22 protein-coding genes and 2 pseudogenes are annotated in these 22,925 nt (G+C 41.8%); 17 read left to right on the top strand and 7 right to left on the bottom strand.

Translation table 11 applies throughout. The features are described from left to right. The first annotated feature begins 18 nt into the window (after positions 1–18). The 4 genes from ACM0OW_RS06215 (at position 19) to ACM0OW_RS06230 (ending at position 1,687) form a co-directional block, all read left to right on the top strand. Positions 19–288: a hypothetical protein gene (locus tag ACM0OW_RS06215; RefSeq protein WP_414549158.1), complete on the top strand. Its 270-nt coding sequence runs from the start codon at positions 19–21 to the stop codon at positions 286–288. Positions 289–400: 112 nt separating this feature from the next. Beyond that, positions 401–952, top strand: coding sequence for a J domain-containing protein (locus tag ACM0OW_RS06220; protein WP_414549159.1), 552 nt, complete (start codon positions 401–403; stop codon positions 950–952). Positions 953–958: 6 nt separating this feature from the next. Continuing rightward, on the top strand, positions 959–1,225 hold the full coding sequence (locus tag ACM0OW_RS06225; protein ID WP_414549160.1) for a DUF3143 domain-containing protein: 267 nt from the start codon (positions 959–961) through the stop codon (positions 1,223–1,225). A gap of 72 nt (positions 1,226–1,297) precedes the next feature. Next, entirely contained in the window at positions 1,298–1,687 is a 390-nt protein-coding gene (locus tag ACM0OW_RS06230) for a DUF1499 domain-containing protein (RefSeq protein WP_414549161.1), read from the top strand. Positions 1,688–1,775: 88 nt separating this feature from the next. Here the strand turns inward: ACM0OW_RS06230 and ACM0OW_RS06235 are convergent, their stop codons facing one another. Then, on the bottom strand, positions 1,776–2,864 hold the full coding sequence (locus ACM0OW_RS06235) for a glycosyltransferase family 4 protein (RefSeq protein ID WP_414549162.1): 1,089 nt from the start codon (positions 2,862–2,864) through the stop codon (positions 1,776–1,778). Positions 2,865–3,420: 556 nt separating this feature from the next. Between ACM0OW_RS06235 and ACM0OW_RS06240 the strand changes: the two genes are divergently transcribed. The 4 genes from ACM0OW_RS06240 to ACM0OW_RS06255 all read left to right on the top strand — a co-directional run bounded on the left by ACM0OW_RS06240 (position 3,421) and on the right by ACM0OW_RS06255 (position 7,366). Further along, complete coding sequence (locus ACM0OW_RS06240; RefSeq protein ID WP_414549163.1) at positions 3,421–4,146, top strand: ABC transporter permease; 726 nt, start codon at positions 3,421–3,423, stop codon at positions 4,144–4,146. Positions 4,147–4,422: 276 nt separating this feature from the next. After that, complete coding sequence (locus ACM0OW_RS06245) at positions 4,423–6,279, top strand: SUMF1/EgtB/PvdO family nonheme iron enzyme (RefSeq protein ID WP_414549190.1); 1,857 nt, start codon at positions 4,423–4,425, stop codon at positions 6,277–6,279. Between the two features lie 168 nt (positions 6,280–6,447). Beyond that, positions 6,448–6,822: an NINE protein gene (locus ACM0OW_RS06250; protein ID WP_414549164.1), complete on the top strand. Its 375-nt coding sequence runs from the start codon at positions 6,448–6,450 to the stop codon at positions 6,820–6,822. A gap of 13 nt (positions 6,823–6,835) precedes the next feature. Next, positions 6,836–7,366, top strand: coding sequence for a helix-hairpin-helix domain-containing protein (locus ACM0OW_RS06255; RefSeq protein WP_414549165.1), 531 nt, complete (start codon positions 6,836–6,838; stop codon positions 7,364–7,366). A gap of 150 nt (positions 7,367–7,516) precedes the next feature. On the opposite strand, the gene lepB is transcribed toward ACM0OW_RS06255, so the two are convergent. Beyond that, positions 7,517–8,089: a signal peptidase I gene (lepB, locus tag ACM0OW_RS06260; protein ID WP_414549166.1), complete on the bottom strand. Its 573-nt coding sequence runs from the start codon at positions 8,087–8,089 to the stop codon at positions 7,517–7,519. A gap of 268 nt (positions 8,090–8,357) precedes the next feature. On the opposite strand from lepB, the gene ACM0OW_RS06265 reads away from it, so the two are divergent. Next, the gene (locus tag ACM0OW_RS06265) at positions 8,358–9,950 is read left to right on the top strand and encodes a SpoIID/LytB domain-containing protein (protein ID WP_414549167.1); all 1,593 of its coding nucleotides are present in this window, start codon (positions 8,358–8,360) and stop codon (positions 9,948–9,950) included. A 262-nt stretch (positions 9,951–10,212) separates the two neighbouring features. Here the strand turns inward: ACM0OW_RS06265 and ACM0OW_RS06270 are convergent, their stop codons facing one another. After that, complete coding sequence (locus ACM0OW_RS06270; RefSeq protein WP_414549168.1) at positions 10,213–10,512, bottom strand: ferredoxin; 300 nt, start codon at positions 10,510–10,512, stop codon at positions 10,213–10,215. 273 nt (positions 10,513–10,785) lie between these two features. Between ACM0OW_RS06270 and ACM0OW_RS06275 the strand changes: the two genes are divergently transcribed. The 4 genes and pseudogenes from ACM0OW_RS06275 to ACM0OW_RS06290 form a co-directional block, all read left to right on the top strand. Then, positions 10,786–11,805, top strand: coding sequence for a Gfo/Idh/MocA family protein (locus ACM0OW_RS06275; protein ID WP_414549169.1), 1,020 nt, complete (start codon positions 10,786–10,788; stop codon positions 11,803–11,805). Further along, positions 11,802–12,566, top strand: coding sequence for a type I methionyl aminopeptidase (gene map / locus ACM0OW_RS06280; protein ID WP_414549170.1), 765 nt, complete (start codon positions 11,802–11,804; stop codon positions 12,564–12,566). The genes ACM0OW_RS06275 and map overlap by 4 nt, the downstream gene beginning before the upstream one ends. A 159-nt stretch (positions 12,567–12,725) precedes the next feature. Continuing rightward, positions 12,726–12,983 (top strand): annotated as a pseudogene (locus ACM0OW_RS06285) (ArsR/SmtB family transcription factor); the annotation flags it as partial. A gap of 138 nt (positions 12,984–13,121) precedes the next feature. Then, positions 13,122–13,571: pseudogene (locus ACM0OW_RS06290) on the top strand (Clp protease N-terminal domain-containing protein); the annotation flags it as partial. 42 nt (positions 13,572–13,613) lie between these two features. Here the strand turns inward: ACM0OW_RS06290 and ACM0OW_RS06295 are convergent. Further along, positions 13,614–14,945 carry a pentapeptide repeat-containing protein gene (locus ACM0OW_RS06295; protein WP_414549171.1) on the bottom strand — a complete coding sequence of 444 codons (1,332 nt, stop codon included), beginning with the start codon at positions 14,943–14,945 and terminating at the stop codon, positions 13,614–13,616. 326 nt (positions 14,946–15,271) lie between these two features. Between ACM0OW_RS06295 and ACM0OW_RS06300 the strand changes: the two genes are divergently transcribed. Next, complete coding sequence (locus tag ACM0OW_RS06300) at positions 15,272–16,015, top strand: tetratricopeptide repeat protein (RefSeq protein WP_414549172.1); 744 nt, start codon at positions 15,272–15,274, stop codon at positions 16,013–16,015. Between the two features lie 10 nt (positions 16,016–16,025). After that, entirely contained in the window at positions 16,026–16,916 is an 891-nt protein-coding gene (locus tag ACM0OW_RS06305; RefSeq protein ID WP_414549173.1) for an SDR family oxidoreductase, read from the top strand. Positions 16,917–17,019: 103 nt separating this feature from the next. Here ACM0OW_RS06305 and gcvP read toward each other — a convergent pair whose 3' ends face one another. The 3 genes from gcvP to gcvT form a co-directional block, all read right to left on the bottom strand. Beyond that, positions 17,020–19,881 carry an aminomethyl-transferring glycine dehydrogenase gene (gcvP, locus tag ACM0OW_RS06310; RefSeq protein WP_414549191.1) on the bottom strand — a complete coding sequence of 954 codons (2,862 nt, stop codon included), beginning with the start codon at positions 19,879–19,881 and terminating at the stop codon, positions 17,020–17,022. 424 nt (positions 19,882–20,305) lie between these two features. Then, positions 20,306–20,695 carry a glycine cleavage system protein GcvH gene (gene gcvH, locus ACM0OW_RS06315; RefSeq protein ID WP_006196915.1) on the bottom strand — a complete coding sequence of 130 codons (390 nt, stop codon included), beginning with the start codon at positions 20,693–20,695 and terminating at the stop codon, positions 20,306–20,308. Positions 20,696–20,796: 101 nt separating this feature from the next. Next, positions 20,797–21,933: a glycine cleavage system aminomethyltransferase GcvT gene (gene gcvT / locus ACM0OW_RS06320; RefSeq protein ID WP_414549174.1), complete on the bottom strand. Its 1,137-nt coding sequence runs from the start codon at positions 21,931–21,933 to the stop codon at positions 20,797–20,799. 135 nt (positions 21,934–22,068) lie between these two features. Here gcvT and ACM0OW_RS06325 point away from each other — a divergent pair, with 135 nt between their 5' ends. Both ACM0OW_RS06325 and ACM0OW_RS06330 read left to right on the top strand, forming a co-directional pair. Beyond that, on the top strand, positions 22,069–22,563 hold the full coding sequence (locus tag ACM0OW_RS06325; protein ID WP_414549175.1) for a pentapeptide repeat-containing protein: 495 nt from the start codon (positions 22,069–22,071) through the stop codon (positions 22,561–22,563). 178 nt (positions 22,564–22,741) lie between these two features. Further along, a partial coding sequence (locus ACM0OW_RS06330) for a leucine-rich repeat domain-containing protein (RefSeq protein ID WP_414549176.1) occupies positions 22,742–22,925 on the top strand: 184 nt, incomplete at its 3' end.

Below are 22,925 nucleotides of genomic sequence, written 5' to 3' on the forward strand. Positions count from 1 at the left end.
TAAATTTTGCACGATCAAATGAAAACAGAAAAGTCAGTCCAGAAGCAATGGGATTTGGGAAAGTTTGTTCGGAAACTATGCACTAAGCCTCTGCTGCTGAGTTTAGCTATAGTAGGATGGAGTTTACCAGCCCAAGCATCGCCGCAACTCCTCTATGAGTTTCTAGAGGTGAATGGTAATTTATCTACTTGTCTCAACCGTGCCGAAACTGCTATAAAGCGCTCTGGTTTGGTGCGTCAAAATACCAGACAAAATTCGATTAATGCTCAAGGAAGAGATATAAACTAGATTCAAACCCCTAGCCTCAGCTGGGGGTTGAAATTATGGAGTTTTGCGGCGCGTAAATTCATAAAACCATTAAAATATAAAAAACTGAATTTGAGCAAAGTGAATCAAAACCGTGACTCAAAACGGAAGCAAGCGACAAATCAGCAAGAATACAACATATTATGCCTTGCTAGGACTGCATCCCTCAGCATCGGTAATTGATATCCGTCGGGCTTATTGGGAATTGAGTAAACTCTATCACCCAGATACGACAGAATTACCTGCTACAGTTGCGACTACCAAATTTCAGCAAATCAATGAAGCTTACGCCACTCTCAGCAGTCCAGAAAAGCGTTTAAGTTATGATGCCAAAATTGGCTATTCTCGCTTTGGGGTAATTCAAGCACCCACGGATTTAAACCATCCCGCGCGTCAACCTTACGATTACTCCAAATCAATGTATCTGGACGCAAGCGATCGCCCCTTATCAGCCGGAGAAATCTTTGTATTATTTGTGTTAGGCTTAACTTTGGCAGGTTGTGTATTAGTAGCGATCGCTGTTGCTATGATTCGTGGTGAAAGCAATATCCCAACCCAAGTTACCCAACCACAAATTAGCCTTATTTCTCAAGTCTCCACCCCTGGACAAGTAAATATTATTGAATTTTTAGTTGTTTTTCTGTAATTTTATATGCTTACTCCCAACACACCTTTATATAGTCATCCCTTACCACAAATTGAGAAGTGGTTAAAAGACCAGGGCTGTCAACAAGATGAAAATGAACTACATTGTTGGCGTGTACAGCGACCTAGTTGGCAAGCTGAACTGTGGCTTGATGTTGAGCAAATTACAGTCAGATATATCAAATCTGGAGAGAATGAGCAAGAAGTTCAACGCTCGTTTAAATATTCTCTCAGTCGGGAAGATATAGAACAAGCTGTTTTTTCTGGCCCCTAAAATTGTGTAACCAAAACTAAACCCGATCTGGTAGAAATGTAATTATTAGTATGGGATAAAAGTTAATTCTTTATGATTTTTGCAGGGAAACGTCCGCATAATTTAGGTGTTAATAACGGCAAATTAGCATCTTGTCCCAATTCACCCAATTGTGTTTCTAGTCAAGATAGAGATCCAGAGCATATCATTTCACCACTGAGTTTTACATCTAATCCCCAGTCAGCGCTGGCTAATCTCAAAGAAATTATTGAATCCTTACCAAGAACAAAAATAATTACCGCAACAGAAGATTATTTATATGCCGAATTTAAAAGTGCTTTAATGGGATTTGTGGATGATGTGGAATTTTATCTAGACCGTCAAGCGAATGTTATCCAGGTACGTTCAGCCTCACGCTTAGGTCAAAGTGATTTGGGTGTTAATCGTCAAAGAATAGAAACAATCCGAGCCAAATTTAAATAATTTGCTTGTCCATTTCTAGGTAATTGGTAACGGGTGCTGTCAGTTACCCATTCTCAATTACCTATAAGTATTACTGACAAAGAAACATCTAGGAATTACTGCTCTTACCTAGACTAACGACATCGTGGATATGAGCATTTTTAGCAGATTGTTCTTGAATGATTTGTTGATACACAGCCTCATAACCATCAGTCATCTGTTGCAGACTAAAGTAATTGTTGACATACTCTCGGCAAACATAGCGGTCTAACTGGGTTACTTTATCGATAGCAGTCACACAATCTGCCACGTTATTACAAAGAAAACCTGTTTTTCCGTGTTTAATCACTTCAACAGTAGACCCTAGTTGCATCGCAATCACAGGTGTACCTGCTGCCATTGATTCTACCATAACTAAGCCGAAAGGTTCACGCCAAGTAATGGGGAAAAGAGTTGCTACAGCACCTCCCATGAGGGCATTTTTTTGGATATGGTTTGCTTCACCTAAATACTCAATTTGTTGACCATCAATGTGGGGTTTGACTTCTTGCTCAAAGTATTCCTTGTCAACTACATCTACTTTCCCGGCAATTTTTAAATGATAACCTGTTTGTTTAGCAATGGCGATCGCTAAGTGTGTGCCTTTCTCAGGAGAGATTCGCCCTAAAAACGCCAAGTATGGTGGATTATCCGGTTGGGGATGAAATTTATAACTGTTAACATCAATGCCATTGTAGACCGTGGAGACATAATTTAAACCTAACCTGAGTTCCCTTTGGGCATTGGAAATACTCACAAAAGGTTGATGTTTAGCATATTGAAACATTTTTTCGTTATCAGGAGTAAAAATACCGTGTAGAGTATGAACCGTGGGAGTTTTAATCAAGTTTGCATAGGATAGCGCCGCACAACACACATGGGAATGAATAATGTCAAACTCCTCTGCTCGTTCATATACAAAGCCTAGTTGTAGCATTTCATATATGTTATGTTCCTTAACATCTGGGTCGAGTCGTAAAGCACGAGGATGAACTGATACGAGCTTTGCCAAACTAATAGAATCTCCTGAAGCAAATAGCGTCACTTCATGTCCTCGTCGAACTAATTCATCAGTGAGTAATCCTACAACTAACTCTATTCCCCCATAAGCTGGAGGTGGTACTCTCTCGGATAATGGGGCAATCTGAGCAATTCGCATTACAAAACTCCTAAAAAATAAGCTTAAAACTAGATGCCTGGTTACTGTTTCAGAGGTGCTTGTAAACGATTGAATTAGCACTTTGAAAATAAAAACAATACTAAATCAATAAGCACTTTCCTTGAAATTGTATGTTCTATCTCCTATATTTTGTTTCTATCTTTGTAGGGAAATATTGCTTTGGGCAGGAAATAAATGCGATTATAGATAATGAAAATAAAAGCAAATTAAAAATTTAGACTTTTCGCAAAAATGTTGCTTAAATTGGGCATTTTTCCGGCAAAAATAATTTTATGGAGACAATTTTTGCGGACTTTTTTGCCAGGCTGTGATTTTGGTTTGTCTCACCCCATAGCTAGAGGGTAGGGATGAAAAAACTGCTCAATCCATTACCCACTCACTACTGCCCGATATTGACAATGTTAAATTTTTGAGTTATATAGAACACGTTCATCAGTTATCAACAATTACAGATATCATCAACGTGCATATTTCTCCATCAAAAAAACCGCGTGTCTCCTGGCAGGCGGTTTTCACAGTAATTTTATTTATATTTATGTATTTGCCTATACTGGTGCTGGGCTTTTATAGCTTCAACCAGTCCCCCTACAGTGCAACTTGGCAAGGTTTCACCCTCGATTGGTACTACAAATTATTCAGCGACGAGCGAATTTTATCAGCTTTGAAAAATAGTTTGATAGTGGCCTTTTGTGCTGTGGGTATTTCGGCTGTGTTGGGAACGTTAATGGCGGTAGGATTGGCACGTTATCAGTTTTTGGGGAAGAATCTGTATAGGGGTATTTCTTACCTACCCTTGATTATTCCAGACATTGCGATCGCAGTAGCTACCTTAGTCTTTCTTGCCGCCTTTGCCATCCCCTTGAGTTTGTGGACAATTATTGCAGCTCACATAGTATTTTGCCTAGCTTATATCGCAGTTGTAGTGTCTTCTAGATTGAACAATTTAGACCCCCATCTAGAAGAAGCGGCGCTAGATTTAGGCGCTACACCAATACAAGCATTTATGCAAGTATTATTACCTCAATTAATGCCTGGTATTATCGCTGGCTGTCTGCTAGCTTTTGTACTAAGTTTAGATGACTTTCTCATTGCCAGTTTCACATCAGGTAGCGGTTATAACACCCTACCAATAGAAATTTTTAGCCGCATTAGAACAGGAGTTCAGCCTGATATGAATGCTCTAAGTGTAATCCTGATTACAGTATCTGCAATTGTTGCCTTTATAGCAGAAGTAATTCGTGCTTTTGATAACAATAAGTAATCTGTATGGTGTGCAGAATTAACAATATAAAAAAATCTTGACAAATTCAAGAGTTTCACAATATCATTTGGGTTGTGATCAAAATATATAATCTCAGAAGTCCTCGTATTTAAATAGTACCCAGAACAAAAAAATAAATTAAATTTCTGCATTTGTATTTTTCCCTACTAGTATAGATGCAGATGATGTTTTGTTCAGGTTTATTTGTCTATATATGTATTCTGAATTTGATATTATTGGGGCTAAGTTTGGATAAGATGCTATTTCCTCCTCATGATGCAAATTTGCCAAAATCCCAATTGCTCGAATCCATTCAACCCTGAAGGGAATATATTTTGCATGAGTTGCGGACACAGCAACTTTGGTCAATTTCTCAGAAATCGCTATCGCGTATTGAGGCTTTTAGGTGAAGGCGGATTTAGCCGAACTTATGCAACCGAAGATGCAGATAGACTGAATGCGCCTTGTGTGATTAAACAGTTTTTCCCTCAAGTTCAAGGAACAATTCAACGCAACAAAGCTGCCGAATTTTTCAGAGAAGAAGCATTTCGACTATATGAACTTGGAGAAAATCACACTCAAATTCCCAGATTATTGGCTTATTTTGAACAAGGTTCTAGCTTGTATCTTGTCCAAGAGTTTATCGAAGGTAAAACTCTGTTACAAGAAGTTCAGAAACAAGCTTTTACCGAAGAGCAAATTTATCAACTTTTAACTGATTTATTACCAGTGTTGCAATTTGTTCATGCTGCTAAGGTAATTCATCGAGATATCAAACCAGAAAACATTATTCGCCGTGACAGTGACGGTAAACCAGTATTAATTGACTTCGGGGGTGCAAAACAGGTAACACAAACAACTTTAGCTAGACAAGCGACGGTTATTTATACCATTGGTTATGCGCCATCTGAACAAATGGCGGGATTTCCTTGTCATGGGAGTGATTTATATGCTTTGGGTGTAACTTGCGTGCGTCTGTTAACGCAATGTTTACCATTACAAAATACTTATGGAGAAATTAATGATCCTCTTTATGATGCCATGAATGGTAATTGGTTATGGCAAGAAGAATTACAAAAAAAAGGTATTACTATTGGTGATGAATTAAGTCGCATTTTAAATAAATTATTGAAATATTTAGCTAGTGAAAGGTATCAATCAGCAACAGATGTAATTAATGATTTAAAAGCTATCCAAAAAACAGAATTTGAATCAAAAGTTAGAGAAATTCCCTCTGTATTAATCAAATTACCACCACCAAAGAAAGTTATACCGCCATTACCTCCCTTGCAAACATTTAAATTTGAAGTAGTTACAGTAGATACAGCCGGTAGAGAAGTTCACCGCGATTGTCCTACAGCCAAGTTTTTTGCCGAAAAATTGAGCCAAAGCGTAACACTAGAAATGGTGTCAATTCCCGGCGGTAGTTTCATGATGGGTTCGCCAGAGTTTGAAGGAGATGCTGACGAACGTCCCCAACACAAAGTGATTCTTCAACCATTCTTTATGGGTAAATATCCCATAACTCAAGCTCAATGGAAAGCTGTAGCGGCTTTACCTCAAATCAAACAACCGTTAAATCCTTATCCCTCGAAATTTAAAGGTTCCAATCGTCCTGTAGAAAATGTATCTTGGTACGAAGCTGTAGAATTTTGCGCCAGACTCTCTGAAAAAACTGGACGTGAATATCGTTTACCCAGCGAATCTGAATGGGAATATGCTTGTCGCGCTGGAACTACAACGTCTTTTCATTTTGGCGAAATGATAACTACTGATTTAGTCAATTGTAGTAGCGACACTTATGGGATGGATGTGAAAAGCAAATACCGCAAAGAAACAACCGATGTCGGTAGTTTTGCGATCGCTAACGCTTTCGGATTATATGATATGCACGGGCTAGTGTGGGAGTGGTGTGCTGATACTTGGCATAATAATTATAGTGGCGCACCTGCTGATGGTAGCGCTTGGGAAGTCGGTGGTGACTTTTATCGTCGGCTATTACGTGGCGGTTCTTGGAGTTTTAGTGCAGAACTTTGTCGCAGCGCTAGTCGTAGTTGGAATGAGTCTGATGGCGGTTTAAGGATATGCGGTCTTCGCGTTGTATTTTCCACAGTGCTGAGTGCTGAGTGCTGAGTAGGGGCGGGTTTACTAATGATTTTGACGAACTACAGACTAACTGGTTAAACCCGCCCGGACACCGAGTGCTGAGTTTTGAGATATCAATTTAACACTAAGAGTTGGTGTTTTGCAGCAGTTGCTGTTTTATTGTAGAAACTGTGGTTGTGGTAGGTTAATGAAAATATGTTGACGAAACGCAAAAGTCGCAGTATTGCGGCAGTTTTAGCTTTATCCGGGACGCTGACTATTTCAGGCTTACATAAGTTTTATTTGGGACAACCTTTGTGGGGTGTGTTGTATGTGTTGCTTTCCTGGACACCTATCCCCAAGGTAGCTAGCGCTATTGAGGGAGTTTGGTACTTAGCGCAAGATGAGGCGGCTTTTGATCGTCATTTTAATTTGGGTAAGTCAGCAGTTAAGAACTCACCGCAAACAGGGAATCAGGTGGAAGCGATCGCCAAGGCTGTGCGGGAGTTAGATACACTGCGTCAAGATGGACTGATTTCTGAGTATGAGTTTGAACAAAAGCGCCGTCAGATGCTAGACCAAATTTCTTGATTTAAGCAAAAACATGAATTGGCTACCTTTAAACCCCAAGTTGCAAAAACTCCGTGCCAAACTCCTGAATGACCCTTATTATCGATTACAGTCTGGGGAGGAAATTCAGCTAGCGGTAAAGTTGGGTATTCAAATTGATGCTAATCAAGCGACGGTGGATGATTGGTTACGGCTACCCGGTTTGTCAATTCACCAGGCGCGATCGCTTGTGGAACTTTCCCGATCTGGTGTTAAATTTTACTGTATTGAAGATGTGGCTGCGGCTTTAACTGTTCCTACTCAGCGATTAGAACCATTAAAGCCTCTACTCAATTTTATTTACTATGACAATGAATCTTTAGATAATCCAACTCAGTTAGTTAACCCCAATACTGCGACAATTGAGCAATTAGTTAAAATTCCGTTTATAGATGTGTCTCTGGCGGAAGCGGTTGTCCAAAATCGGCTATCAGCTGGGGATTACCGGAACTTAGCCGATTTCGGGCGACGGTTGGATCTACCGGGGGAGGTGATCGCCCAGCTGATGTATTTTCTCCGGTTTTGAACAGTGTAGAACCTCACCCCCAACCCCTCTCTTTCTCCCAAAGGGAGACGCTACGCTAAAGCAAGGAGATGTACACCGCAGCCTTAGCAAGGAGAGGGGAGAATTTGTGTGTACACCGCAGCCTTGCTAAGGAAAGGGGAGAATTGGACTTTATATAAAGCCAATGCGATCAGGAGGCCAAAAGCGAAATGCTGCCCTACCGATGATATTTGGTCTGGGTAAAAACCCCCAGTAGCGAGAATCGTTGCTATCGTTGCGGTTATCTCCCATCACAAAAAATTTATCTTCTGGGATTTGGACGGCGGGAAATGGCTGATTTGGAGGTTCAGCGATGTAGTCTTCTACTAAAGCTTCACCGTCCAGGTAAACTTTACCGTTAGTTACTTTGAGTATTTTGCCAGGAAGACCAATGACGCGCTTAATAAAGGCTTGATCTGAGGGATATCCCCGGCGTTGTAGTTCTGCGGGAGGCTGAAAAACGATAATATCTCCAGCTGCGGGAGGGTGAAAACGGTATGAGACTTTTTCTACCACCAAGCGATCGCCTGTGTGTAAGGTTGGTAGCATGGAGTCTGAGGGTATATAACGAGGTTCGGCGATAAATGTTCTAATGAGGATAGCCAAACATAAGGCGATCGCAATCAGAGTCAGATTTTCTTGCCAACTACTCCACCCTTTAGATGAGGTAGCAACGGGTTTTACATCACTTTCGTGAGGAGTCATAAAGATTTCAGCCAGTTCAAAAAGTGGGACGCATACCTTGATTATTTTGACGCGAAAGGTATGCTTGTGACATTCTCACCTATTCAAAGGCTGAATATTTAATTTCTTTACTTATTTTTGAACCACCTGATAAATTCTCAAACTTTTTTGTGAATCAAAGCGTCTGTTAATTTGTGGACTAGCATAGTGCTGATACTTCTAGGCTGAAACAGAAATAAATCTGAGCAATTGTTAGCATTTTTGAATTGGTAAGAATCAGATGATGACTATGAAATCTACGTTCTGGCGTTTTTCCTATACTGTACTGACAACATTCTGCTTATTGGGGTTGACAGGTGCTTCAGATGTTGATGGTAAAAATCAGGATGTAGAACTGAGAATTGGAATTGTACAGCGATTTGGCGAAAATGAGCAACTTAAATTACAACTCGAACCCACATCAGGCGATCGCTTACAGCTAAGATTTACAGCAGATAATCAGCAAAAAACCTTAGTTACCCAAAACCCAGTCAAACTAGAAACGGTCATGGAAGCTTTACCTCAACCTGAACTGGCGGAGGTAGTGGTTTTGGGTACATACCGCACCTTTGAAACTGCGGAAGATAGTGCCGAAAATTGGCGTTCTCAAGGAATCAAAGTGGAAATAGCCCAACCAGGAAACTGGCAAGTTTGGGCTAAACGGGATATTTACAATACTCCCTTGCTGCGGCGCTTGCTATTTCAGGGCGTACAGGCATCTGGAAAGAAGATGGCGTATATCGATACGAAAATTTTGAAAGAAGTGGCGCGAGTTAGTTGGGAAGTCAACGGTAAGCGTTACAACCCCAATGAATTAACAATTAGTACAGATAAAAACTTAATTCGGGTCAGAAGAGGCGAAAAGCTGGAAAATAATCGTTTGTATCCCGGAAGAATGACTTTACAGCCCAATGCGTATAGGACATATACTTTAGTTAACGAAGTACCTCTAGAAAGCTATTTACGGGGGGTTGTACCTCACGAAATTGGCACAACTGCACCAGCCGCAGCAGTAGAAGCCCAAGCAATTATCGCCCGGACTTATGCTTTAAGGAATTTGCGGAGGTTTGAGACTGATAATTATCAGTTGTGTGCTGACACTCACTGTCAAGTTTATTACGGTTGGAGTGGCACAGCCCCTAGTACCGACAAAGCGATCGCTGCCACTAGAGGCATGGTTTTAACTTATAATAATCAGCTAGTGGATGCCCTCTACTCTTCCACGACTGGTGGTGTTACTGCCTATTTTAGCGATGTTTGGAATGGTGAAGATCGTCCTTATTTACGCCCTGTAGTAGATGCTGCGACTAACTTTTGGGACTTATCTCAGAAGAGTCTAGCCGATGAAACCAACTTTCGTAAGTTTATTAATAGCAGTGAAGGATTTAATGAAAGTGCTTGGAATACCTTTCGTTGGAACAGAGAAACGCCCATTGCTGATATTAACCAGCTTTTACAAAGATTTCTGAAAATCAAAAATAGCCCTTATGCCAAATTTAACACTGTTGAGGCTATGTCTGTCATCAAGCGCAGCCGGAGTGGTCGGATTTTGGAACTGGCAGTGAAGACAGATATTGGCACTTTTATTCTAGAAAAAGACGAAATTCGCAGCGCCTTTGCAGCGCCTAGAAGTACGCTGTTTTATATAGAAGCCCTAAATAAAGGTACACCCGATTTGTGGGGATATGCTTTTATTGGTGGTGGATTAGGGCATGGAGTTGGCTTAAGTCAAACTGGCGCTCAAAATTTAGCTAAACTGGGTTGGTCCAATTCCCAAATTCTGCAATTTTATTATCCCGATACTCACCTTAAAAGTTTGAATAACGATATCAAGTTTAATTGATTTCTGCAAAGCACTCAGAACTCAGTGTCCGGGCGGGTTTACTAAGGATTTTGACTAACCACAAACTGACTACTTAAACCCGCCCCTACCTACTCAGCACTGTAGAAACCGGGTTTTTGCAAGTTCGCACGAGGAAAAATTGGTCTTTCCAGGGACAAAAACCCGGTTTTGATCACTCACGCAGGGGGGCAAGCCTTTACACCCCTGCTACATCAGTATTAACTCTTGCCAGAAAGAGATTTTTGATTCAGATAGTGAACTCTTAGTAGAGTTCTTCTTCTTTGTGAGTTTCGATTGTACAGTCAGAAGTTGGGTAAGCAACACAGGTTAAGACATATCCGCCTTCAATCTGGTCGTCGTCTAAGAATGATTGGTCAGATTGGTCAACACTACCAGCCTTGATTTTACCGGCACAGGTTGAGCAAGCACCAGCACGGCAAGAGAAGGGCAAGTCAAGACCAGCTTCTTCAGCAGCATCAAGAATATAGGTATCGTCGTCACAATCTATTACTTGGTTTAAGCCTTCAGCTTCGTTAATTAAAGTGACTTTGAAAGTAGCCATTAAGTAATCCTCTCGTGTTCAAACGGCAGTATAAGTTATTCTGAAGCAAAGCATAGGGCTGTCCTTATGAGATTAGCCGTTACTTTCCAATTGCTTCACTTCTGATACTACGAGAAAAATTACAGGTTTTAACTGGAAATCGACCCCGATTAGTAATGAAGTTGAGTTGCTAGATAATTATAAGTTTTTTTTATATATACACAGCCTTGAGTATAAACCGAGAATTTCGCCTATTCTAAGCGTGGAATGTCAAAAACTGAACTGGTCAGGATCATGTATAATTCAGAAGCAGCTTTGGAAACAGCAAAAGTGCGTGTAGGCTTGATTGGGACTGGATATGCAGCAAAACTACGGGCGGAGGCTTTGCTAGGTGATCAGCGCACAAACTTAGTAGCGATCGCAGGTCATCAGCCAGAAAATACAGCCGCCTTTGCTCAAGAATTCCAGACAGAAGCGTTAACTTCTTGGGAAAAAGTCGTAGAACGCGAAGATATTGACTTGGTGGTGATTTCCACAATTAACCGCGATCATGGGGCGATCGCTCGTGCAGCACTTTTACAAGGTAAACACGTCATTGTCGAATATCCCTTGTCAGTAGATGTCACAGAAGCTGAGGAATTAATTGCCTTAGCCAAAGCCCAAAATAAACTATTACACGTTGAACACATCGAACTTTTAGGTGGTTTGCATCAAGCCTTGCAGCAGAACATCAAAAAAATCGGTGATATTTTTTATGTTCGTTACAGCACCATCAATCCTCAGCATCCAGCCCCCCGGAAGTGGACTTATAATCATCAACTTTTTGGTTTTCCTTTAATTGGGGCGCTGTCAAGATTACATCGGCTCACAAATTTATTTGGGAAAGTCCTTGCAGTTAACTGTCATCAGCGATATTGGGAAACAGAATCGGATTACTATCAAACTTGTTTCTGCATCAGTCAACTGTGCTTTGAGAATGGACTGTTAGCACAAGTAGTTTATGGCAAAGGCGAAACCCTGTGGCAACCAGAACGTAAATTTGAAGTACATGGCGAAAAGGGCGGTTTAATTTTTGATAGCAACACCGGAGTTTTGATTGAGTCTGGGAAAACAACACCAATAGAGGTTGGTACTCGTCGGGGTTTATTTGCTAAAGATACAACAATGGTGTTAGATCATCTTTTTGATGGCACTCCTTTGTACGTCACCCCAGAGGAGAGTTTATATGTCCTCAAGGTTGCTGATGCTGCCCACAGAGCTGCACAAACAGGTTTAACTATATTTATGAGCGATTCTGCCGACGAAAGTTTATGAAAACCGAACCAATTGTCATTTTATCTACACGAGAACTCGACAAAATGCGTCAAGCAGGACGCTTGGCGGGGCAACTTTTACAGCACCTGGAACCAATGGTAAAGCCAGGAGTGACAACTCTCCAACTTAATGATGAAGCTGAACGTTGGACACAAGCTCACGGAGCCAAAAGCGCACCTCTAGGTTATAAAGGCTACCCCAAATCAATTTGTACCAGTGTAAATGAGGTAGTTTGTCATGGTATTCCTAACGCCAGACAAATTCTTAAGGATGGTGACATTATCAATATCGATGTCACATTGATTGTTGATGGCTACCACGGCGATACATCCAAGACATTTTTAGTTGGGACTCCTTCCCCAAAAGCACAGAAGCTAGTGGAAGTCACCGAAGAATGTCGCCGATTGGGTATTGCGGAAGTCAAGCCTGGAGCAAAAATTGGTGATATTGGTGCAGCCATTCAAGAATATGCCGAAGCACAAGGCTTTTCTGTAGTGCGTGACTTTGTAGGACACGGTATCAGCAATATTTTCCACACTGCGCCCGATATTCCCCATTATGGTACACGGGGCAAAGGTAAACGTCTCAGACCAGGAATGGTGTTCACTATCGAGCCGATGATTAATATCGGGACTTGGGAAGTTGAGGTTCTCGATGATGGTTGGACGGCTGTAACTCGCGATCGCCAACTGTCAGCGCAATGTGAACATACTTTAGCTGTAACAGAAGATGGTGTAGAAATATTGACCCTAGCTAATTAAAGAATCTGCACATTCAGCTAATTAAGTTTTTAGAGGAGGAACAATTTTTTTCCCAAGGGTCTAAATTGATTCCTCCAGACTGGTTAGCACTACCTGCCGCTATTTTTTATTTTTGCTATATGTTTGACATTTAGCTTTTATTTCGATTATTCTAGAAACATGAAAAAGATAAATCAAAAAGACACGGCGCAGTATGCAGACATTTTTGCCGCACTGGGGTCAGAATCTCGATTAGAAATTATGCGATTGCTGTTTGCAACTTACCCAGAGGGGATGACAGTAGGAGAGATTCAGGAAAAGCTGAAAATCCCGAACTCAACGCTATCACACCATTTAGAAAAGTTGCGAAATGAGGGATTAGTGACTTGCCAAAAAGATAAACAATTTCTGTGGTATTCAGCGAATGCCCAGACAATGGAGGATTTGTTGTCATTTTTGACTACAGGCAAAACCAAGAGCGATCGCATCCCGGAATCATTTGATAATACATTCATACAGGAAGGGTTTATGATTGAAAATTTTTTTGCATCTATTTTTGAAAGACTTTTTGGGTTAATGTCTGAGAAGTTCTATCTCAAAGGGTTTGAGAGATTCAACGCCCAAGCGATCGCCGTTATTAGTACAGCTCAAAGTGAATCCCGCCGCTTAGAACATCAATATGTTGGCACAGAGCAAATTTTGTTGGGATTAGTCAGTGAAGGTAGTAGTGCTGCCCAGATTCTCAACTCTATGGGAGTAAACTTAGAAAATGCTCTGATAGAGGTAGAAAAAATTATTGGTAGAGGTAACAAACTGACACCTGTAGATATTCCCTTTACTCCCAGAGCCAAGCAAGTGTTAGAACTATCGGTTGCAGAATCTCAAAAACTTAGTCACAACTACATTGGTACAGAGCATCTGCTGTTGGGTATTCTCCGCGAAGGTGCAAGAAGTATAGGACAAGGAGTAGCAATTAAGGTTTTGCAAAATCTGGGGGTAGACTTAGTTTCTTTAGAACAGCAACTACAAGCAGCTTTGAGTTAACGTGAATTCAACATCCTCCAGAGATCATCTGCCCAATTTATTCTCAATACCTTCACAACCACCGGGGATAGTGGCTCTAGTTTTTTCCCCACCCCAAGTACAACAGTAATGACGAGTCATTTCAGGTAGACGCTGGACATTGGTAAAATCGGCATTTTCCACCACAGCCCCAGTGTGTTCACCAGTTTCGTAGTTTGGTGGCTCATTGCGACTGCGGGGTGATACTGTTTTTAGTGAACCATAGAAGAAACGAGTTCCATTCAAATCAGCACCACTGAGATTAGCACCGTATAAGATAGTTCGGGCAAGATTAGCTTTGACTAAATCACAATTGCTGAGATTACCGCGCACCAGATTAGCTTCACTTAGGTCAGTCCAACGTAAATCGTTCCCAGAAAGGTCTGCTGCGGCTAACATCACGCCTAAGTCGATGACGCGTACACCATCTAGGCGGTCTTCTTCGTAACCCCCGATACCGTCGAGAATGGCTCTTCCTAGGCGGCGATCGCGTTTTAGAGGTGTGAGCAATTTGGAACGGGAAAGAAAACGGATAATTTTCGCTTTACCACTGCCATCTACACTACTAAATATAGCCGCAGTCCGTCCTTCGGCGATCGCTCTTTCTTGGGGCCAATCTTCTAATAATCCTTCTTCATCTAATACTAAATCTGAGACACCTTGAAAATAGGAATCTATGGTTTGCTGCTGGGTAATAATATTTTGCTGCACTGTCAGCAAGTTTTGCTGAATTGTCAAGTCTTTGGAAATCACATATTGTCGCCATGCGACATAAACGGCAATAATCGCAATCAGAATTTGCCCTAAAGCCCCAAACCATTCGGCTAAACTACCCGAAGCTTCCCAGCTAATTTGCTTTCCCCAAATCAGCACGCGATCGCCTAAACCAGTAAATTTGAATAAGCCGATTATCCCGACTACAAGCCCAATAAAGGCGACAAATAGGGTTCTATCTTGGGACGAAAACCATTTTTGCAGCACATATTGCCACCAAGGTAATAACATTGTCAGAGATAAGATTAAAGTAATCACTGTTCCCAAGATGCCGATAATCCAGTTATTGACTACCAGTCCGAAAAAAGTGATGGCGATCGCGACTAGAGTCAATAGTAATGCCCTGGGCTTGACTGTGAATTTACTAATAGTGTATTGCTTGTTGTGGGAATGGGCTTGTTGTAAAGCATCTCTATTTTGCGGAGATTGCAAAGAGGCAATTTTCGCTAATGATTCTTGTGCCGCTAGTGCTTCTGGGGTTAAGTGATTTTCATCTGTACCTCTGTCAAAATCGTCGTTGGGTAAAGGTTCTGGATTTGGTGCGGGGGGTGTAGATTCAGTCATGATTAATTCTATGGCTATGCCACACAAGCTATCGCTGATATATATACGCGATGAATATCAATATTTCAGACGCGATTCATCGCGTCTCTACAAGGCAAAAGTACCAGTAAATCTCATATTTATCACAATATTTTGACGGTTTTTCATATAGTTATATTCCATTTAAACCTGATTGTTACAGCTTACTTATCATAAAAATATCACCAAGATTAGCAGAGCTAATGTGCTATATAAGAAAAACTTAATTAAAAAATCAAATCTTTTTTGATAATATTAGAAAACTTCAAGACATTTGAACATTGTTGTATGAATTGTGTAGGTATAGCATGGTTTTCTGGCGTTGCTTAGTTGCCTCTAGTGTGATTAGTTTATTCACGTTTGGCTGTGGTGATGGGACAGGATCATCAACAAAATATGCTACGCAAGTAGTACAGGAGATTAATGTTGCCCAGCTACTCACGGAAGCTAAGGCTACCCAAAAAGCGCAAAATTTATTTGATCAAGGCAATAGTTTACTAGATACGCAACGCTACCAAGATGCTCTTCAAGTATATAATAAAGCGATAGCTGTCCAACCGAAGAATCCTGACACTTGGATAAATCGTGGCAATGCGCTGATATCATTGCAGCAATACGAAAAAGCATTAGCATCTTACGATCAGGCGATCGCACTGCAACCCGATAAAGATGAAGCTTGGTATAATCGGGGGAATGCTTTAACAGCATTGAATAAACACTTAGAAGCACTAGAATCTTATGATCGAGCGATCGCCCTCCAGCCAAACAAACATGAAGCCTGGATTAACAGAGGGATTGTCTTGACAAAAATGCAAAAATACCCAGAAGCATTAGTATCTTATAATCAGGCGATCGCTATTCAGCCCAACAAACATCAGGCCTATTACAATAAAGCTTGTACTTATGCCTTACAAGAAAATATTGATTTAGCAATTGAGAATCTGCAAAAAGCCATAGAACTGATTCCTGGGAAGTATGAAGAGTTAGCAAAAACTGACCCAGACTTTGACAAAGTTCGTAACAATCAGCAGTTTCAAAAAATTATTCAATAATAATTAAATAGTGTATCATACTCCGCCAAAGAAGAAAATATTAATCACCGGAGCCAGTGGTTTTTTAGGGTGGCATCTTTGCCAACTAGCAAAACAAGAATGGGAAGTTTATGGTACTTATTGCACCCATTCCCTAGAATTGCCAGGAATCAAAATACTGCCAGTTGACTTAACAGATTTTTCAGACTTAAAGCGCCTCTTCAATGATATTAAACCCAATGCAGTAATTCATGCTGCCGCGCGATCTCAACCGAACTATTGTCAAATCCATCCCCAAGAATCCCAAACAATTAATGTCACCGCATCGTGTAATATTGCCGGACTTTGTGCAGACTATGCCATACCTTGCGCCTTCACATCAACAGACCTAGTTTTTGATGGTTTAAAAGCACCTTATAAAGAAACAGATTCTGTCTCTCCTGTCAATACTTACGGCGAACAAAAAGTCATGGCAGAAACAGGAATGTTAGAACGATATCCCATGACAGCAATCTGTCGAATGCCCTTAATGTTTGGCAGAGAAACACCCACAGCCAAAAGCTTTATCCAACCATTTATCCAAACCTTAAAAGAGGGCAAAGAATTAAAATTATTCAGAGATGAATTTCGCACCCCAGCCAGTGGAATCACAGCCGCCAAAGGCATTTTATTAGCATTAGAAAAAATCAACGGATACATTCACCTGGGGGGAAAAGAGCGAATTTCGCGCTATGATTTTGGAAAGCTACTAGTAAAAGTCTTGCAACTCCCAGAAACCGGACTCAAAAGTTGCCGACAGCAAGACGTAAAAATGGCAGCACCCAGACCAAAAGACGTTTCCTTAGATAGTGCCAAAGCCTTTGCATTAGGCTATCAACCCCTACCCATAAAAACAGAACTAGAACAAATCCAAAAAATGTAGCTATTCCTCTGCGTCCTCTGCGTCTCTGCGGTTAGAGCAAAAAAACTCCCCTCTCCTTGGTAAGGAGAGGGGTTGGGGGTGAGGTTCTTAAATCAGTCCTAAATTACTGATAAGCATCCATTGGCAGACAAGAACAAACAAAATTGCGATCGCCAAAAGCCGCATCAATTCTGCCCACATTCGGCCAGAACTTATATTCACGCGTCCAAGGCGCAGGGTAAGCAGCTTGTTCACGAGAATAGCCATGATTCCATTCTCCCGCAATCAAACTTTCGGCAGTATGGGGTGCATTCTTCAAAAGATTATCTTGAATATCCATCTTCCCAGATTCAATTGCCGAGATTTCCCCACGAATAGCAATCAAAGCATCACAGAAACGGTCTATTTCTTCCTTCGATTCGCTTTCTGTAGGTTCCACCATAATCGTACCCGCCACAGGCCAAGAGACAGTGGGTGCATGGAAACCATAATCTATCAGCCGCTTGGCAATATCATCGATTTCGATACTCGCAGATTTTTTGAGTAACCTTAAATCTAAAATACACTCATGGGCAACTAAATCATTTTTCCCTTTATACAGCACCGGATAGTAATCACTGAGTCTGTGGGCGATGTAATTAGCATTGAGAATTGCCACCTTAGTTGCATGAGTCAAACCCTCAGCCCCCATCATGGCAATGTACATCCAGGAAATCACTAAAATACTAGCACTACCCCAAGGCGCAGCTGCCACTGCCCCAATCTGAGAATCCCCAGTTGTAGGTACAATAGGATGTCCAGGAAGGAAAGGTACAAGATGGTCAGCCACACCAATAGGTCCCATACCAGGGCCACCGCCACCATGAGGAATACAAAAGGTCTTGTGCAGATTTAAATGACAGACATCAGCACCAATATCTCCAGGACGACAAATACCCACTTGGGCATTCATATTCGCCCCATCCATATAAACTTGTCCACCGTGACCATGCACAACATCGCAGATTTCCTGAATTCCTTCCTCAAACACACCGTGAGTTGAAGGATAAGTCACCATTAAAGCCGCCAGTTGCTGACTGTGTTTTTCCGCCTTCGCTTTTAAATCATCCAGGTCAATATTACCATCGGCATCACAAGCAACTGCAACCACCTTCATCCCACACATGACCGCACTAGCCGGATTAGTTCCATGTGCTGAAGAGGGAATTAAACAAATATTCCGATGTCCTTCCCCACGAGTTTCGTGATATTGATGAATCACTAACAGTCCGGTATACTCCCCTTGAGAACCAGCATTAGGTTGTAGAGAAACTCCCGCAAATCCCGTAATTTCAGCCAACCAAGCCTCAAGTTGCTGGAACAGAATTTGATAACCCCGTGTTTGGGATGGGGGCGCAAAAGGATGAATCTTGCCAAATTCCTCCCATGAAACCGGAATCATCTCCGCCGTTGCATTCAACTTCATTGTGCAGGAACCCAAAGGAATCATCGATGTAGTTAAAGATAAATCCTTGGTTTCTAGCTGATGCAAATAACGCAACAACTCAGTTTCTGAGTGATAGCGGTTGAAAACCGGATGAGTCAGATAGGTACTGGTACGAGGTAAGGGTACGTGAGAAGATGCAGAAGAAATTAATTCTTCTATAGTAAAGGGAAGATTGTCTGTACCTGCGAAAATCTGCCAGAGGTCAATTACATCTTCTGATGTGGTGGTTTCATCTAAGGAAATACCCACAGATGTAGCATCAAAAATCCGCAGATTAATATTTCGCCCTTGACAAGCTTCCAGGATACCTTTGACAGAGTGTGTACCTAAATCCACTCGCAGCGTATCAAAGAAATGTTCAGAACTAATGCTGTAACCCAGCCGTTTCAATCCTGCGGCCAAAGTTACAGTTAATTGGTGAATATTTTCAGCAATATTTCTGATACCATCTGAACCATGATATACAGCGTACATACTCGCCATTACTGCCAATAATACCTGTGCAGTACAAATATTGCTAGTTGCTTTATCCCGGCGGATGTGCTGTTCACGGGTTTGCAAAGCTAGACGTAAAGCCGGCTTACCATGAGCATCTTTTGATACTCCCACAATTCGCCCTGGAACCTGCCGTTTATACTGTTCTTTCGTCGCGAAGTATGCCGCATGAGGTCCCCCAAATCCCAACGGAATACCAAAGCGTTGGGTACTGCCCACAGCAATATCAGCCCCAAATTCACCTGGTGGTGTCAGTAAAGTTAAACTTAAAGGATCTGCTGCTACCGTCACCAATGCACCCTCAGCATGGGCTTTTTCAATAAAAGCGCGGTAGTCGTAAATCGTGCCATCACTGGCGGGATATTGCAGAACTGCCCCAAAAATCGGTTCAGCAAAATCATAAGTCTGATGATCACCGATAATAATCTTAATCCCCAAGGGTTTCGCCCTGGTTTGCAACACATCGATAGTTTGGGGATGACAATTATCAGAGACAAAATAAGCATTGGCATGATTTTTGCAAACACCATAACTGAGACTCATGGCTTCTGCGGCGGCTGTCGCTTCATCCAGTAAGGAAGCATTGGCAATTTCCAACCCTGTCAGGTCGATAATCATCGTCTGGAAATTTAGCAGCGCTTCCAGTCGCCCTTGGGCAATTTCTGGCTGATAGGGAGTATAGGCTGTATACCAACCAGGATTTTCCAGAATATTGCGTTGAATGACCGGGGGGGTGATACAGTCATAATATCCCGTACCGATATATGAACGACACACTTGATTTTTAGCAGCAATTTTTTTTAACTTTGCCAGGGCTGCATACTCACTTTGTGCTGCTGGTAACTTCAGGGTTTTGTTCAGCCGAATACCCTGTGGTACGGTTTTGTCAATGAGTGAGTCCAGATTTTGTAAACCCAAAACCTCAAGCATTTGCTGGATGTCATCAGAGTTAGGGCCAATGTGTCGCTGTGCGAAACCACTTGACTTTTGACTCCTTTGACTGATTGGTGAATGGCTTGATTTCGGAAGAGGTGGGGAATTTACCACAAGTTGAACTCCAAACGTAACTATTTAATATTTTGCAACAAATACTCCTAATAAGTGGGAGTCCGTGATTAATTCATCTAAATTTCATGGCTGATTTTTGAACAAAATTGTTTAACCAATTTGCAAAGTATTTCTGCCCTCTCTTTCTTGACTTGGCGTACTACAGCCCTTGCGGGCATCGCTGCGCGCGGGCGTACTTGGCGGTATGGGCTACGCGAACGTTTAAATAACTGAACCAAATTTTCTCAGCCAAAAATTGTAGGTTGGGTTGACGTAAGGAAACCCAACATCATTATTATTGACAGCGTTGGGTTGCGCTGCGCTTAACCCAACCTACGTCTGTGAAAAGTCAAAATCACTTCTGACTTTTCACTCAGTACTCTTATTCGCCTTCTACCAGGGCGCGGTACTCATCGGCTGTCAAAGCATCAAGCACTTCATCCGCATCATTGACACGTACTTTTAAGAACCAGGCTTCCCCATAGGGGTCTTCTGCTACTTCTTCAGGCGATTCAATTAAAGCTTCATTGCGTTCTATGACTGTGCCGGTAACTGGTGAATTCAGGTCTTCCACAGCTTTCACAGATTCAATAGTGCCAAAAGTTTCTCCCTTCGTAACAAGTTCCCCAATGTCAGGTAACTCCAAAAATACGACATCACCCATTTGGTCTACTGCAAATTCCGTAATGCCAATAGTGCCAATTTCACCATCTAGCCGCACGTATTCATGAGTATCCAGGTATCTAAAATCCTGCGGATATTCAAAAGACATATCAGTTTTCCTTCGATATCAAAATAGTTAGCGCCCCCAAGTCATCTAAATTATGGCTGGTAATTAACCATAGTTGAGATTGAGTAACTCAACACACATTATCAGCTAGTGACACGATTTTTGGCGCGATAAAAGGGACGTTTTACTACAACGCCTGGGTAAGTTCTGCCCCGAATTTCTACCTCTAGCTGTTCACCCACCTTTGCAAGGGTCGTGGGAACGTAGGCTAAGGCTATGGGATAACCCAATGTAGGCGATAATGTGCCACTGCTAATCTCTCCCACGACTTCACCTGCTGATACAATTGGGTAGCCATGACGGGCAATATTACGCCCTGACATTTGTAAACCGATTAATCGCTTCTGCACTCCATCGGCTTTTTGCTGTGCTAAAACTTCCCGACCGATAAAATCCCCTTTGGTGTCGAGGTGAACTAGCCAACTCAAACCTGCTTCTAGGGGTGTGGTGGTGTCGTCGATATCTTGTCCATAAAGCGCCATTGCTGCTTCTAGTCGCAGGGTATCTCTAGCACCTAGTCCGCAGGGGGTAACGCCAGCTTTATGGAGTTTTTCCCACAATTCTACTCCCACATCTGGATCTAGCATTACCTCAAAACCATCTTCGCCAGTGTAACCTGTGCGGGCTATGAAGGCAGGTTTACCCAGTATTGTCGCTTGGAGGTGTCCAAAGGCTTTGATTGGTTGCAAGTCTGATTCTACTAAGGGCTGGAGATATTTAACTGCCTTTGGCCCTTGGACAGCAATTAAAACTTTTTCTGGCGACAGGTCTTGAAATTCCACCTGATTTAAATCAAGCTGTTGCAATAACCATGCTTTATCTTTAGCAGTGGTTGAGGCATTGACAACAATTGCTACCTGTTGTACACCAGTGGCATTTTCACCCTGATAATAAACAATGATGTCGTCAATAATTCCCCCTTGGGGATTTAGCAATACGGTGTATTGCGCTTGACCTGGTTGCAATCGATTCAAGTCTGAAGGGACTAAACGCTGAAGTTGGTCAATGAGGTGTTTACCTTGAAGGGTAAATTTGCCCATGTGGGAAATATCGAACATCCCAGCAGCGTTTCTCACGGCTTCGTGTTCCTTGCTAATACCTGCAAATTGTACAGGCATTTCCCAACCGCCAAAGCTGGTAAAGCGGGCTTTGAGTTCTGCACTCCTTTGATATAGGGGGGTTTGCGCTAGGGCTTGGGTGATGTCTTGTTGATTAGCCACAGGTATTTTTGCGATCGCACGTCAATATGGTCAATATCTATATATCCTAAGAGATGGTTGATAGTTTGACAGGCTGGTATATTTAGACGTTCACTAGTGAATAGTGCAATTGTTGAGTTTTGTTAATAAAAGATTATGAAGTATAGGCAACTACTGGCTAGCTGTGTTTTAGCTATGGTTCTGTTTTTGTTTCCCCACTCGGCGCAAGCTGCTAGTTCTTCTAGCGTTAACAGTTATATGAGTGAGGAAGGTGAGGTGAAGGATTACTCTGGTCAAGATTTGGTGGGATCTGAGTTTACCAATGTGGCTTTAGAGAATACTAATTTTAGCAATGCTGATTTCCGTGGCGGCGTGTTTAACGGTTCTCTGTTGGAAGGAGTAAATCTGCATGGTGTCGATTTCAGTAATGGTATCGCCTATTTGACACTGTTTAAGGGTGCAGATTTAACTGATGCGGTATTTACTAACGCCATGATGTTACGTTCGGTTTTTGATAATGTTGACATCACGGGGGCTGATTTTACCAATGCGATTTTAGATGGACCGCAGATTAAAAAACTCTGCACTCAGGCTAGTGGGGTGAATTCTCAAACTGGTGTGGATACTCGCGAGTCTTTGGAATGTAGATAGAATACGGAACCTCACCCTGGTTTTGCGGTGCAAAACCTGTCCCTCTCCTTGGTAAGGAGAGGGATGTTTTATAGTGCTGTCTGTGGGGTAACAAACTGCTGCATTCTAGCAAAAAGCGTTATATTTGAGCTTAGAATTACGTAAAACCTGTTAATGCTGGTGTAAATAGCTTGTAACAATGTGGTTGCTGACAGGCGCAGCATTTTTTATCTGCAAGGCACAAATATGTCACAAATACCTCACCACATTGTATTTAAGCGACAACCAAATCAGTATATTACCAGATGCGATCGCCCGTCTGCAAAATCTCACCACATTGTATTTAAGCGACAACCAAATCAGTATATTACCAGATGCGATCG

This window comes from Anabaena sp. CCY 0017 (assembly GCF_963920885.1).
GTDB lineage: Bacteria > Cyanobacteriota > Cyanobacteriia > Cyanobacteriales > Nostocaceae > Nodularia.

Coding starts and splice junctions, on each gene's coding strand:
- ACM0OW_RS06215 (WP_414549158.1), top strand. CDS start 19: ATGAAAACAGAAAAGTCAGTCCAGAAGCAATGGGATTTGGGAAAGTTT.
- ACM0OW_RS06225 (WP_414549160.1), top strand. CDS start 959: ATGCTTACTCCCAACACACCTTTATATAGTCATCCCTTACCACAAATT.
- ACM0OW_RS06230 (WP_414549161.1), top strand. CDS start 1,298: ATGATTTTTGCAGGGAAACGTCCGCATAATTTAGGTGTTAATAACGGC.
- ACM0OW_RS06235 (WP_414549162.1), bottom strand. CDS start 2,864: ATGCGAATTGCTCAGATTGCCCCATTATCCGAGAGAGTACCACCTCCA.
- ACM0OW_RS06240 (WP_414549163.1), top strand. CDS start 3,421: ATGTATTTGCCTATACTGGTGCTGGGCTTTTATAGCTTCAACCAGTCC.
- ACM0OW_RS06245 (WP_414549190.1), top strand. CDS start 4,423: ATGCAAATTTGCCAAAATCCCAATTGCTCGAATCCATTCAACCCTGAA.
- ACM0OW_RS06250 (WP_414549164.1), top strand. CDS start 6,448: ATGTTGACGAAACGCAAAAGTCGCAGTATTGCGGCAGTTTTAGCTTTA.
- ACM0OW_RS06255 (WP_414549165.1), top strand. CDS start 6,836: ATGAATTGGCTACCTTTAAACCCCAAGTTGCAAAAACTCCGTGCCAAA.
- lepB (WP_414549166.1), bottom strand. CDS start 8,089: ATGACTCCTCACGAAAGTGATGTAAAACCCGTTGCTACCTCATCTAAA.
- ACM0OW_RS06265 (WP_414549167.1), top strand. CDS start 8,358: ATGAAATCTACGTTCTGGCGTTTTTCCTATACTGTACTGACAACATTC.
- ACM0OW_RS06270 (WP_414549168.1), bottom strand. CDS start 10,512: ATGGCTACTTTCAAAGTCACTTTAATTAACGAAGCTGAAGGCTTAAAC.
- ACM0OW_RS06275 (WP_414549169.1), top strand. CDS start 10,786: ATGTATAATTCAGAAGCAGCTTTGGAAACAGCAAAAGTGCGTGTAGGC.
- map (WP_414549170.1), top strand. CDS start 11,802: ATGAAAACCGAACCAATTGTCATTTTATCTACACGAGAACTCGACAAA.
- ACM0OW_RS06295 (WP_414549171.1), bottom strand. CDS start 14,945: ATGACTGAATCTACACCCCCCGCACCAAATCCAGAACCTTTACCCAAC.
- ACM0OW_RS06300 (WP_414549172.1), top strand. CDS start 15,272: ATGGTTTTCTGGCGTTGCTTAGTTGCCTCTAGTGTGATTAGTTTATTC.
- gcvH (WP_006196915.1), bottom strand. CDS start 20,695: ATGTCTTTTGAATATCCGCAGGATTTTAGATACCTGGATACTCATGAA.
- ACM0OW_RS06325 (WP_414549175.1), top strand. CDS start 22,069: ATGAAGTATAGGCAACTACTGGCTAGCTGTGTTTTAGCTATGGTTCTG.